The organism is Flavimaribacter sediminis (genome assembly GCF_019492055.1).
Classification (GTDB): domain Bacteria; phylum Pseudomonadota; class Alphaproteobacteria; order Rhizobiales; family Rhizobiaceae; genus Flavimaribacter; species Flavimaribacter sediminis.
On the sequence record NZ_JAICBX010000007.1, the window covers coordinates 68,887 to 81,385 of the forward strand.

Consider the following 12,499-nt stretch of genomic DNA (forward strand, 5'->3'; position numbering starts at 1 on the left):
AGTCTCTAAACCTGCGTCCCTGTTGTGGTTGACTCTGAAAGAATATCCATATCTTGTGTGAACAATTCAGGAACATCGTCAGGTAAGCGATTCGTCGCCGATTCGTTCCGCTTTTGATCGAAATCTTAACGGAAATCGCTATATGGAGACGAGTAGCGTTAACTTTCTGTCAGGAATTTCCCGGAATTTACAAATGTTTAACCATGAACCGCGAAGGCGAACCGCCGTGTTTTCATCAAAGGTTAACGGGCAGTGAGATTCCTGTCCAAATTGCCTTAGGCGTGTCTTGAGGGGAATCACCATCTTGTGTCGCTCGACCAATACAGGAGCATATATGGCCGTGAACAAAACCGGAATCGGTCTGAGTCAGTGATTCGTCGCCGATTCGTTCTCACCATGTTCCGAAAGTTAATATCGCGCCGTGGCGAAACGGCGCCGGTTTTCAGCGTATTACCTGATTGACGCCACGTTCTGTCTTCAAGATGTCTCAATTGATGCAGCACTCCGATACAGCCAGCAGTCAGCCCATGATTCTTTCCGGGCGCGGTGTCACCGCCGTGCTAGGGCCGACCAATACCGGCAAGACGCACTACGCTATTGAAAGAATGGTAGCGCACAAATCCGGCGTGATCGGTTTGCCCTTGCGGCTTCTGGCGAGGGAGGTCTACACCCGCATTGTTCAACGCGTCGGAGCAGACAAGGTCGCGCTGATCACGGGTGAAGAAAAGATTTCCCCAAATGGCGCCGTCTATTCTGTCTGCACCGTCGAGGCGATGCCCAGGCAGACGGATGCGGCCTTTGTGGCGATCGACGAGGCGCAACTCGCCGGCGATCTCGAGCGGGGGCACATATTCACCGACCGCATTTTGCATCTGAGAGGTCGGGAGGAGACGCTGCTGCTTGGGGCGGCGACCATACGGCCAATCCTGGAAAGGCTGCTTCCCGGTCTGACGGTCGTGTCGCGGCCGAGACTGTCGCATCTCGCCTATGCCGGTTCGAAAAAGATCACCCGACTGCCACGCCGCAGCGCTGTCGTGGCGTTCTCCGCCGATGAGGTATACGCGATCGCCGAACTGATCCGGCGCCAGCGCGGCGGCGCGGCGGTTGTTCTCGGCGCGCTGAGCCCGCGCACCCGCAATGCCCAGGTGGCGCTCTACCAGGAAGGCGATGTCGAGTATCTGGTCGCCACCGACGCGATCGGCATGGGCCTCAACCTCGACGTGGACCACGTCGCATTTGCGCAGGACAGCAAATTCGACGGGTTTCAGTATCGTAATCTTACTCCGGCGGAGATGGGTCAGATCGCCGGTCGCGCCGGCCGTCATATGCGCGACGGCACTTTTGGCGTCACGGGACGCGTCGCGCCCCTGGTCGATGAAACGGTCGAGAGGATCGAGAGCCACGAGTTTCCACCAGTCAAGCTGCTTCAGTGGCGCAGCAAGCGCCTTGATTTCGCTTCGCTGGACGCATTGCGCCAGTCGCTGGAGGCGACGCCGCCCGTGCCGGGTCTCACCCGGGCGTTGCCCGCGGTTGATCAGCACGCGCTGGAACGGTTGTCGCTGGATCCCGAGATTCGCGACATCGCTCGCGGCTCCGATCGGGTGGAATTGTTGTGGGATGTTTGTTCGTTGCCCGATTACCGGCGCATTACGCCCTTGCAGCATACCGACCTGATTGCGGCGATATACCGTGACATTGTTCGTCATGGGACCGTGAAGGAAGATTATCTGGCGGAGCAGGTGCGACGGGCGGACCAGACCGGCGGCGATATCGATACGTTGTCGGCGCGCATATCCCAGATCCGGACCTGGACTTATGTTTCACATCGGTCGCACTGGTTGGCGAATCCGTCACACTGGCAGGAAAAGACCCGGGAAATCGAAGATCGGTTGTCAGATGCACTGCATGAAAGGTTGACGAAACGCTTCGTTGATCGCAGGACATCTGTGCTCATGAAGCGGTTGAGAGAGAACGCGATGCTTGAAGCTGAAATTGGTGTCGATGGCGATGTATTCGTCGAAGGCCATCATGTGGGACAATTGTCGGGATTCCGGTTCACGCCGGATTCATCGGCTGAGGGCCCGGACCAGAAAGCCGTCTTGGCTGCGGCGCAGAAGTCGCTCGCCATCGAGTTCGAGGCAAGAGCCGCGCGCCTGCATGCATCCGGCAATCATGATTTCGCACTTGGCTCCGACGGCACGGTGCGATGGCTCGGCGATCCCGTTGCAAGGCTCGCTTCCAGCGACAGCATTCTCGCGCCGCGCATTATCCTGCTTGCCGATGACCAGCTTTCGGGCCAGGGGCGCGACGTGGTGACGGCGCGGATCGAACGCTTTGTGCACCATCACATCTCCACGATCCTGAAACCGCTCGACGACCTCGCAAAGGCCGAGGATCTTGAAGGCCTCGCCAAGGGCCTCGCCTTCCGTATCGTCGAGGGGCTGGGCGTTCTTTTCCGGCGTGACGTCGCCGACGACGTCAAGGCGCTTGATCAGGAGGCGCGCGGTTCGCTACGGCGCTATGGCGTGCGGTTCGGGGCCTATCATGTTTTCATGCCTGCATTGCTCAAGCCGGCTCCGGCCGAGATCATCACCATGCTCTGGGCGCTGCGCAATGAAGGGTTCGACAAGCCGGGATATGGAGAAATCGCGGCTGCTTTGGCTGCGGGCCGCACCTCGATCGTTACCGATGCTGAATATCAACGTGATTTCTACCGGCTGGCGGGTTTCCGCTATCTCGGCAAGCGCGCAGTGCGCATCGACATTCTCGAGAGGCTGTCCGATCTCATTCGGCCGCTCCTGCAATGGAGCCCCGGAAACGGCGCTCCGCCGGAAGGCGCCTATGATGGGCGGCGCTTTACGACGACGCCGGCTATGCTGTCGATCCTGGGCGCCACGCCGGATGACATGGAAGAAATACTGAAAGGTCTCGGTTATCGGTCAGAGGCCGTCGAACCGGCGGTGGCCGCAGCGCACCTGGACGCGCTCCGGACGAAGGCGGCGCCCACGGTGGCCGAGGGCGAAAAGGCGAGCGAGGCTTCTACTGAGGCTGGACAGGAAGCTGGAACTGCCGAGAAGACGGAAGACAGTTCGACTAAGCCTTCCGCATCGGGGACGGGAGTCGAGGCTAAGGTTGGCGAGGCGACTGAACACGACGGACAGCCGGCGGAAGCCGGCGCGACGGCGCAAGCGCCTGCCGAGACGCAAACAGCCACGCCGGAGACGACTGCTGACGGGACTCAGGCTCCATCGGAGGATGCCGTCGAGGAAGAGCCGAAGCCGGTTTTGCTTTGGCGTCCGGCCGGCCGCAATGAGAACAAAGGTCATCGGCAGCATCGGCAGGGCAATCGTCAAAGACAGGGCGCCGGACGAGGCAAGGGTGACGACCGGAACCAGCCCAACCGTAACAGCAAAGGCAAGCCGGCGCGTCATGGCAAGAAGCATGGAGAACATGGAAAACCGCGCGCGCCGCGCAAGGAAAAGCCAATCGATCCGGATTCGCCTTTCGCCAAGCTTGCCGCGCTGAAGGAGCATATGAACAAGTAGTGCGCGCCTCGCAGAGGATCGACAAGTGGTTGTTTTATGCGCGTGTCCTCAAATCACGCTCGCTGGCGGCGAAACTCGTCCAGAAGGGCCGGGTGCGCGTCAATGGCGACAAGATCGACAGAGCGAGCCGCATGATCGTTGCGGGCGATGTGCTGACTATAACACTGGACCGCGTCATCAAAGTCCTGGAGGTGGTGGATCCGGGAACGCGCCGTGGTCCCTACGAGGAAGCTCGTCAGCTCTATCGTGATATTTCACCCGAGCCGTCTCCCAAAGAATACAAGGCGCCTGGCGCCATGGTTCCGTTACGGGAAGCCGGAAGCGGTCGGCCGACGAAACGCGATCGACGCCAGATCGATCGATGGAAGGCGCTGACGGACGAATAGGCTCGGGCCGGGTATTCTTGGCGCCGGTTTTACTGACCGGTCTTTGCTTGTGCGAAACGTTCCCTTAAATGGCGCAGAAACAGAAGAATTTTTCTGGAGCCCGGCGGCAAAAGGGTGAGACTGCGCTGCGTGCGGAAATCGCACACTTGCCAATGCAAAACAGACTCGCTACCTGAACCGGGAAAAATTTGTTCGCGGTTCTACGCGGGCGTCACCGGAGCTTTTCATGACCTACATCGTCACCGACAACTGCATCAAATGCAAATATACCGATTGCGTAGAGGTGTGTCCGGTGGACTGTTTTTATGAAGGCGAAAACATGCTCGTCATCCATCCTGACGAGTGCATCGACTGTGGCGTATGCGAACCGGAATGCCCTGCGGAAGCCATAAAACCGGACACTGAGCCGGGTCTCGAGAAGTGGCTGCAGATCAATACCGAATTTGCCGAAAAATGGCCCAACATTACCATCAAGAAGGATTCTCCGGCGGATGCCGAGGAATTCGATGGAAAGGACGGCAAGTACGAACAATATTTTTCTCCGGAGCCTGGTCAAGGCGATTGAGGCCAGCCTGTCGTATGCGTTTGAAAAAATTAACTGGTGAAGTACCGGGCGGCGGGCGGTATTTACCAAGAATCGACTGATGCAGGCTGCGACATTGTGCGCCTGCGGCAAATTGTTGAAATTTGCGCTTCTTTATGCTACATATGTGAAACTGACCGAAGGCGGACGTACGAATTCGCCTTGATTGCCATAACTACGGAAGTGCAACCCCACATATCCTCATGATTGCAACAGCAGTGTGCATGGATTGCTGGAGGTTGGATTGTTGTGGACGATCCCAGCCAGGATTGTTGAAGCCGCGGCCCAGCGGGGCGCCCCTTCGCATGTGACGGCCAGTACCCAACCCCGAATGTTTCCGGGGCAGTAACAGGGAGTATATAGAGCGGATGACAACGCAACAGAAGAAGCCTGGACAGCGCCAGGGTTTCAAGACCAACGAATACATCGTTTACCCTGCCCATGGTGTTGGCCAGATCGTCGCAATCGAGGAACAGGAAGTCGCCGGGCACAAGCTTGAGCTCTTCGTCATCGATTTTGACAAGGACAAGATGCGCCTGAAGGTGCCCGTCGCCAAGGCGTCCTCAATCGGCATGCGCAAGCTCGCCGAGACCGATTTTGTCGATCGCGCATTGAAGGTGGTGCAGGGCCGCGCCCGCATCAAACGCACCATGTGGTCGCGGCGTGCGCAGGAGTATGACGCGAAAATCAACTCCGGCGACCTGATTTCCATCGCCGAGGTCGTTCGCGACCTGTATCGCGCTGAAAATCAACCGGAACAGTCCTATTCGGAGCGCCAGCTTTATGAAGCGGCCCTCGATCGAATGGCGCGTGAAATCGCAGCGGTGAACAAGCTTTCGGAAACCGAGGCGGTCCGGCTTATCGAGACCAATCTCAACAAGGGACCGAAGCGCGGCAAGGCGGCCGAAGATGAAGCCGCCGAAGAGGATGAACAGGAAGCAGCCGCCTGATCAGGCTGCTATCACTTGAATGTGATAGTATCTGGAATATCGGCTCAACCCTAGGAAATCGCTGAAGAAGCCGGCTTTTGCCGGCTTTTTTGCGTTGCAGCACACGTCTTGCATATTCGGGATCGATTGGTTCCAAATAGTGAACGCTGCGTTTTCTTGCATGGCGAGTGAACCGATCCCAAGATACGCGCGTTAGACATTGAGTGTGCTAGGGCCCACGAGAAGTAACGCATCAATGTCGATTTCCCCAGGCCGAACAGTGGGCGTTGGCCGCATTTGGGAGAACATGATGGACGATAGTCGTGTTCGTCAGACTATGATCAAGGCCGCGATGGCGGCTCCCTATCTCGAAAGGGAAGAAGAGCATGAGCTTGCGGTTCTCTGGAAGGAAGATCGCAACCAGGACGCCCTTAATCGAATTACCATGGCCCATATGAGATTGGTTATTTCGATGGCGGCCCGCTTCCGCAATTTCGGGCTGCCGATGAACGACCTGATCCAGGAAGGGCATGTTGGCCTGCTTGAAGCCGCCGCCCGTTTTGATCCCGATCGCGAAGTTCGCTTCTCGACCTATGCGACATGGTGGATTCGCGCCTCGATACAGGACTATATCCTGCGCAACTGGTCTATCGTGCGTGGCGGCACCAGCTCCGCTCAAAAGGCGTTATTCTTCAATTTGAGACGTTTGCGCGCTAAATTGTGGCAAACAAACGAATCCGGAATGGACAGTTCGATTCACAGTGAGATCGCACTTGCGGTCGGTGTGAATGTCAGGGACGTCGCGACGATGGACGCGCGTCTTTCGGGTTCGGATATGTCACTTAATGCGCCTATATCCGATTCCGAGAACCAGGGCGCCGACAGAATAGACTATCTGGAAAGCGACGAACCTCTGCCGGATGAGCAGGTCAGTTCAATAATTGATGACGAGAGAAGGTCGCAGTGGATCGAAGCAGCGCTTGAAACGCTCAATCCCCGCGAAATTCGGATCATAAGGGAAAGACGGCTGAGCGAGGACGGCGCCACGCTGGAATCCCTTGGAACGAGTTTGGGTATTTCGAAGGAGCGCGTAAGGCAGATCGAAAACAGAGCGCTTCAGAAGTTGAAAACCGCCCTTGAAAAGGACGCTCCCGCCATAGCGACCATGTAATCGGGGGAGTGCGTCTCAGCGTTGGTCAGTGACCAGTTTCACCTTTTCGCCCACGGACACTGTTTCTCCGCTGGATAGCGAGTTCAAGAGCTGGAAAAGCTCCAGTTTTCGACGTGTTCCCTGGTTACGTTCTGCGAGCGAAGCTATCGTATCCCCCGGCCTCACGGTTGCGATGCGGATGCGCAGCGGATGCAGAGACGCTATTTCGGAAGAGGACATTTTGCTGAATGACGACGTGACGATGCGGGCCGCCGCGTCCAGATTGCTGCTGCCAACGGGCGCAGCGGTCAGCAGTCTGTAGATCCGGTTGCCTACCCGGATTACCGTGACGTCGAATTCCCAGGTATCCGCGACAGCTTTCGCTGAGGCAGCCTCTAGCCCATTTATCCGGAGAGGTCTGACGCTCGACGGATCAAGGCCACTGACCCAGCCGCTGGTTATGTAACGCGTCAGAGGCGTGCGGTTTTTGTCCGAAACGCCGTCGAAACGGATTGCGATGTCGCCGGGTCCGGTCGCGAGAACAGCCTCGGCCGTATTGTCGATCTGAAAACCCTGTGGAACGCTGAAGCGGATGCCAAGGACCGGATGCAGGAATGTATTCCCCCGCACATAGCCCTGTTTTGGACTATCGCCATAAAGCAGGCCGTCAATAGCCCTCAGATATTTGTCCTGATCACGCGTGCCGACGCCTGGCTGTCCGAACGCGCGCGCATGTCGGTAGGCGAGTTCGCGACGCTTCGGGGCATCAGGATGGCTCGACAGAAAATCGAGACTCGGGTCGAGATCTTCGACATTGTTCTGGTAGCGGCTGTAGGCGTCCATGGTTTCAAGAAAGCGCGCGGCCGCGTAGGGGTCGAATCCGGCCTCACCGAGCATACGAACGCCGATAACATCAGCCTCCAGCTCCTGTTGTCTGGAAAAGGCTGCAAGCCTGAGCTTTCCACGGGCTTCGACCTGTTCGCCAGTCATTTCACCTGAAAGTACTTCCGTTGCGACACGATTTGCAATCTGTTCGGCTTCCTCGGCGCGCTTGCGAAGAAGACCGTGATTGGCAGTGACATGCGCCATCTCGTGCGCGATAACGGCCGCCACCTCCGATGAATCGTCAGCAAGCGCCAGCAAGCCTCTCGTCACATAAAGATATCCGCCCGGCAAGGCGAAGGCGTTGACCGCTGGCGAGTCAAGAATCGTGATTCGATAAGACTGCTTCGGATTTTCCGATACGAGAGTCAAAGCGCCGACGATACGCGCCAGTTGTCGCTCCACCTTCGGATCGTTGTACTCGCCGCCATAATTGGCGAGGATCCGCGGGTGTTCGCTTGCGCCAAGCCTGGCTCGCGGATCGTCATCGTTCTGCAGGGTTCCCGGTGTTGACCCGGCGCCAGGCGGATAGGTTTCGTTGAGGAGCGTTTGACATCCAGCAAGCATAAAAAGCGCGACAAGACAGAAGACACGCGCGAGCAAGCCCGGCATGCCTGGTGATGCTGCATTCCCGCATGATCGGATGTTCGAGACCGATACGAAGGAATTGTCTTTGGGTGCGCTTGGAATCTGCTACGCCTCGTATTTGCCCGCACTGATTTCTAGTACATTAAATGTGGCTCCGGTAGTCCCGGGTCATCTATCTTTTTCACCCATATAGGCCTGAAGGCCAGGAATGTCTTGCCGACCCGAGAAACCTGTCGCAGAACCCTGTCCCGCGATTCTGCGCTGATCGACGAAAACGAACTCGTCGGCGAACTGTTCCGCTTCGTCCGGCTGATGGGTGACGACAGCGACCGTCATACCTGTTTCCTGCTGCAAGGCGCGAATAAGCGCCAGCATGTCGCTTCGAAGTCCGGGCCCCAGCGCCGCGAAGGGTTCATCAAGCAGCAGCGCCGGACGCTGGCGTACGAGCACACGGGCAAGCGCGACACGCTGGCGTTCTCCTCCCGACAACATGCCTGGCTTGCGATCCGCATAGCCGGCTAGCCCCACTCGTTCCAGGGCGTCGTCAACAATGTTCTCACCGGCGCCGCGATGTGTTTTGCGGTCAAGGCCAATCGAGACATTGCGGCGCACGGACAGGTGGGCAAAGAGATTGTTGTCCTGGAAGACCATTGTCACCGGTCTTTCCGCAGGCGACAGGGAAGTTACGTCCTCTCGATCGATCAGGATGCGACCGCTGTCAGGTATTTCGAAACCTGCGATGAGATTGAGAATGGTGGATTTGCCCGAACCGGATGGTCCGATGATCGCCGTTGTTACGCCGCCGGAGAACGTCACGTCGAATAGCATCGGCGCCGAACCATAATCGAACTGCACCTTTTCGAGCGCAATATCTGGTCCGGCCGTCATCATAGCCCTCCTGTTGCCGGTTTGCGACCGCTGTTTGCGATTATCATCAGTATCAGGCAGACGAAGCCTAGAATGAGCGCGATTCCGGCTGCGTCGTCGGTCCGGTAGCTGCTCATGCGCTGCAGGAGCAGATAGGGCAGAGTGATGACGTCCTGGCTACCGAACAGCGCAATCGCGCCGAGATCGCCAAGTGACAGGGCCATGGCGAAAGCAGCGGCCAGAAAGAAGGCCGTCCGCAAACCGGGCCAGTCCACCAGGAGAAATTTTCGCGCTCCGGTAAGGCCGAGCGAAGCGGAGAGACGGCCGGTGCGCGCCATGTGGCTGGCGTGGGCGGGTTCCATAACCCGCATGACAAAAGGAAGCGCCATCAAGGCATTGACGACGATAATAATGACCGGCGCCAGGCCAAAGATGTCCGTGTGACCGCGCAACAGCACGAACCAGCCGGCGCCGAGCACGATTGGCGGGGCAAGAAGAATCAGACTGGAGATCGCGCCGACGCCGCTTCGGAAGGCCGTCGCCACATTCGAATGGCGCATGAGCGGCAAGCAGGCGCTTCTTGCATTTATCAGCACCGCAGCCATCGCTACGGAAATCAACGCGGCGGTCGCGCCAATGGCGAGACTTGTCACAGCCGCCCGCAAGACGATGTCTTCTCCCGCCAACCTCACGAGATCGGACGCCAGGCCGGCAGCCGCCACCGAAAGCAGGGGCGACAACAGAAACACGCCGCCGATAACAATCAAACCGTAGTCGCCGAGCAGTGCGCCAACGCTGTCGCGACCGTATCGCCGCGAAGCGCGACCGTAAACAGGCTCCTCTTCCTGGGGTCTGCCAACAAGGGCGAGAACCGCAAGTAACGCCCCGGTCATTGAGAGTTGTACAAGAGCCAGCACAACGGCGCGCGGCGGGTCGAAATCGAAGCGCAGCGACTGGTAGATCGCGACCTCGATGGTGGTTGCGCGTGGTCCCCCGCCCAGCAGCAGAACCAGCGTGAAGCTGGTCACGCACAACATCAGCACGAGGCCTGCGACGCCGGGTATCTGGCCGCGGATCTGCGGCCACTCGATAAGCAGGAAGGTTTGGCGCTGGGATAGCCCCAACTGTCCAGCGTTTCTCCAATATTCCGACGGGATCTCCTCAAGACGCGCCAGCAGCAGTCGGGCTGCCAGCGGCAGGTTGAAGAAGACATGGGCCAGCAGAATTCCTGAAAGTCCGTATATCGAGACCGGTTTCGGCAGACCCAGCGATAGCAACAGGTCGTTGAGAAGTCCCTGCCGTCCCCAGATTTCTATGATTCCGAGGGCGGCGACAATCGGCGGCAATCCCAGGGGAACCGCCAAAAGCTGGATTAGCAGCCGCCTTCCGGGGAACTCGGGACGCCTGGCGATCGCGCGCGCGAGCGCGATCGCCGGAACAACGGACAGCAGGGTCGAGGCGACCGCCTGAAAGAGCGTAAACCGCGCGACCCGCCAGATATAGCCGTCGAACAACGGAGACTGGCTCTGCGACGTCCCGGTCGCCGTCAGCACCAGCGCCAGCGCCGCTGCCCCGACGATAGCCGTTATGAACAGAAGGACAGCCGCACCGGCTGCGATGCCGAGCGTCGTCTGCCTTCTGTTAAGCAAGCGCATGGTCGGTTAACGACTCATGACGGCGAGCCACTCGTCGACCCAGGCTTTCCGGTTTTCAGACACGTCTTCCGCGCTGAAGATCAGAGTTTTTGACGGGGTCACGAGTTCACTAAAGGCCGCAGGGAGCGGCTCCGATATCTTGCCTGCCGGCAGCATCCAGTTGGTGGTGGGAATCGCATTCTGAAAACCGGGTCCGGTCATGAAGCTGAGGAACTGTCGCGCAAGGTCCTTGTCCGTCGCTGTTTTCAGCATTCCTGCAACTTCGATCTGCAGGTAGTGACCTTCATCGAATGCGGCCGCCTGATACTGATCCGTGTCTTCAGCGATCATGTGATAGGCTGGCGATGTGGTGTAGGAAAGCACCATCGGCGCTTCGCCTTTGGTGAAAAGCCCATAGGATTCCGACCATCCGGGCGTAATGGCCAGCACGCGATCCTGCAGTTTCGCCCAGGCGTCTGCCGCGTCCTCGCCATAGACCGACTTGATCCAAAGCAGCAAGCCGAGTCCTGGTGTCGATGTACGCGGATCCTGGATTGCAATCTTCGGCGCATCCGGGCCGCCCTCGACCAGCTCCTTCAGGCTCGTCGGCGGCGAACTGACCGCCTCGGTATCGTAGACGACGGCGAAATAGCCATAGTCGAACGGTACGAAAACATCATCAGACCAGCCGCCTGGAACCGACACATCGGAAGTATCGACGCCACTTGGCGCGAACAATCCGGTAGCCTTCGCTTCGGCGACGAGGTTGGTGTCGAGGCCAAGCACGACGTCTGCTTTCGTTGAATCGCCTTCGAGACGCAAACGGTTGAGCAAAGCGACGCCGTCGGCGACGCCGACCCATTCGAGCGTGCAATCGCATTCAGCCTCGAATGCCTCCTTGACTACGGGGCCTGGACCCCAGTCCGCGACAAAGCTCTCATAGGTATAGACGGTAAGCGTCTTGTCGCTTGCGCTCGCCGGAGCGGCGGACAGTGTTGCGATTGTGGCCAGGCAGGTGAAAATTGATGATATGTAGCGTTTGCGCATCTGCGCCTCCTTGACTGTTATAAACAACGGGAAAAAGGCGCGAATGTTGCGTCTAATCCCTACGCCGGTGTTAACCGGATCAGGTTCTACGGGTTGGTTGGTCCTCTCAGCCGGCCGCGGTCGCGACAGGCACCCCGTTAGAGCGGCTCCACTTGTACTGATCGCCAAAGACGCTGGCAAGAGCCGAAAAAACTGCTAGACGCTTCACGCACGAGCTTCATAAGAGACCAATGGACGACAATTCCGCATATCTCATTCTTCTCGGTGGAGAGCTTTCCACGACGGATCGGCTGCAGCAGCAGATTACCGGCAGACGGGTAATCGCGGCCGATAGCGGCATGCGACACGCCCGCATGCTCGGTGTTGAGCCCGATATCTGGGTGGGTGATTTCGATTCGGCGACTGCCGATCTCAAGCAAGATTGGCGTCACGTGGAGCGGATCCCGTTTCCGGCGGAAAAAAACCTCACCGATGGCGAAATCGCGGTCGAGGAAGCGCTGACGCGCGGCGCCCGAAATCTTGTTCTCGCCGGATCGCTGGCCGGCGAGCGCAGCGATCATGCCTTGCTTCATATGACCTATGCCTGTTCGCTGGCGCAAAGCGGCCTGGAAGTTCATTTGACTTCCGGCGAGGAAGAAGCATGGCCGCTCTTGGCAGGCTCCCGCAGCTTCGAGTTGCCTGCCTCGTCGTTGTTCTCGATCGTCAATTTCACGCCTGTTCAGGGCCTCCATATTGAAGGCGCGCGCTATCCGCTCACCAATCACGAACTCGCTTTCGGGTCCTCACGCACCTTGTCGAATGTCGCCGAGGGTTGCGTGACGATCACCATGGGCTCGGGTTCGGCGATCCTGGTCGCGCGGCCCTATGACCTTTCGGGACGGTGACTCC

General features: G+C 58.4%; 10 protein-coding genes and 1 riboswitch. Of the genes, 6 read left to right on the plus strand and 4 right to left on the minus strand.

Annotated features, from left to right (window positions below; translation table 11 throughout):
- Positions 1 to 527: 527 nt before the first annotated feature.
- The 5 genes from K1W69_RS25650 (at position 528) to K1W69_RS25670 (ending at position 6,614) form a co-directional block, all read left to right on the plus strand.
- The gene (locus K1W69_RS25650; RefSeq protein ID WP_220231337.1) at positions 528 to 3,545 is read left to right on the plus strand and encodes a helicase-related protein; all 3,018 of its coding nucleotides are present in this window, start codon (positions 528 to 530) and stop codon (positions 3,543 to 3,545) included.
- Entirely contained in the window at positions 3,545 to 3,931 is a 387-nt protein-coding gene (locus K1W69_RS25655) for an RNA-binding S4 domain-containing protein (protein WP_220231338.1), read from the plus strand. The genes K1W69_RS25650 and K1W69_RS25655 overlap by 1 nt, the downstream gene beginning before the upstream one ends.
- Positions 3,932 to 4,157: 226 nt before the next feature.
- Positions 4,158 to 4,496, plus strand: coding sequence for a ferredoxin FdxA (fdxA, locus tag K1W69_RS25660; RefSeq protein ID WP_220231339.1), 339 nt, complete (start codon positions 4,158 to 4,160; stop codon positions 4,494 to 4,496).
- A 386-nt stretch (positions 4,497 to 4,882) separates the two neighbouring features.
- Positions 4,883 to 5,464, plus strand: a complete 582-nt coding sequence (locus K1W69_RS25665; protein WP_220231340.1) for a CarD family transcriptional regulator — start codon at positions 4,883 to 4,885, stop codon at positions 5,462 to 5,464.
- A gap of 289 nt (positions 5,465 to 5,753) precedes the next feature.
- Positions 5,754 to 6,614 (plus strand): RNA polymerase factor sigma-32, encoded by an 861-nt coding sequence (locus K1W69_RS25670; protein WP_220231341.1) that lies wholly within the window; start codon positions 5,754 to 5,756, stop codon positions 6,612 to 6,614.
- A gap of 15 nt (positions 6,615 to 6,629) precedes the next feature.
- On the opposite strand, the gene K1W69_RS25675 is transcribed toward K1W69_RS25670, so the two are convergent.
- The 4 genes from K1W69_RS25675 to thiB all read right to left on the minus strand — a co-directional run bounded on the left by K1W69_RS25675 (position 6,630) and on the right by thiB (position 11,611).
- Positions 6,630 to 8,087, minus strand: coding sequence for a M48 family metalloprotease (locus tag K1W69_RS25675; RefSeq protein ID WP_220231342.1), 1,458 nt, complete (start codon positions 8,085 to 8,087; stop codon positions 6,630 to 6,632).
- A 144-nt stretch (positions 8,088 to 8,231) separates the two neighbouring features.
- Entirely contained in the window at positions 8,232 to 8,951 is a 720-nt protein-coding gene (locus tag K1W69_RS25680) for a thiamine ABC transporter ATP-binding protein (RefSeq protein WP_220231343.1), read from the minus strand.
- Entirely contained in the window at positions 8,951 to 10,579 is a 1,629-nt protein-coding gene (gene thiP / locus K1W69_RS25685) for a thiamine/thiamine pyrophosphate ABC transporter permease (protein WP_258571377.1), read from the minus strand. Before thiP ends, K1W69_RS25680 begins: the two co-directional genes overlap by 1 nt.
- A 12-nt stretch (positions 10,580 to 10,591) precedes the next feature.
- Positions 10,592 to 11,611 (minus strand): thiamine ABC transporter substrate binding subunit, encoded by a 1,020-nt coding sequence (gene thiB / locus K1W69_RS25690; RefSeq protein ID WP_220231345.1) that lies wholly within the window; start codon positions 11,609 to 11,611, stop codon positions 10,592 to 10,594.
- 39 nt (positions 11,612 to 11,650) lie between these two features.
- Positions 11,651 to 11,758: riboswitch (TPP riboswitch) on the minus strand.
- Between the two features lie 83 nt (positions 11,759 to 11,841).
- On the opposite strand from thiB, the gene K1W69_RS25695 reads away from it, so the two are divergent.
- Complete coding sequence (locus tag K1W69_RS25695) at positions 11,842 to 12,495, plus strand: thiamine diphosphokinase (RefSeq protein WP_220231346.1); 654 nt, start codon at positions 11,842 to 11,844, stop codon at positions 12,493 to 12,495.
- Positions 12,496 to 12,499: the final 4 nt, after the last annotated feature.

Excerpts from the sequence above, each read along its gene's own strand:
- K1W69_RS25650 (WP_220231337.1), top strand. The coding sequence starts at position 528 with ATGATTCTTTCCGGGCGCGGTGTCACCGCCGTGCTAGGGCCGACCAAT.
- fdxA (WP_220231339.1), top strand. The coding sequence starts at position 4,158 with ATGACCTACATCGTCACCGACAACTGCATCAAATGCAAATATACCGAT.
- K1W69_RS25665 (WP_220231340.1), top strand. The coding sequence starts at position 4,883 with ATGACAACGCAACAGAAGAAGCCTGGACAGCGCCAGGGTTTCAAGACC.
- K1W69_RS25670 (WP_220231341.1), top strand. The coding sequence starts at position 5,754 with ATGGACGATAGTCGTGTTCGTCAGACTATGATCAAGGCCGCGATGGCG.
- K1W69_RS25675 (WP_220231342.1), bottom strand. The coding sequence starts at position 8,087 with ATGCCGGGCTTGCTCGCGCGTGTCTTCTGTCTTGTCGCGCTTTTTATG.
- K1W69_RS25680 (WP_220231343.1), bottom strand. The coding sequence starts at position 8,951 with ATGACGGCCGGACCAGATATTGCGCTCGAAAAGGTGCAGTTCGATTAT.
- thiB (WP_220231345.1), bottom strand. The coding sequence starts at position 11,611 with ATGCGCAAACGCTACATATCATCAATTTTCACCTGCCTGGCCACAATC.
- K1W69_RS25695 (WP_220231346.1), top strand. The coding sequence starts at position 11,842 with ATGGACGACAATTCCGCATATCTCATTCTTCTCGGTGGAGAGCTTTCC.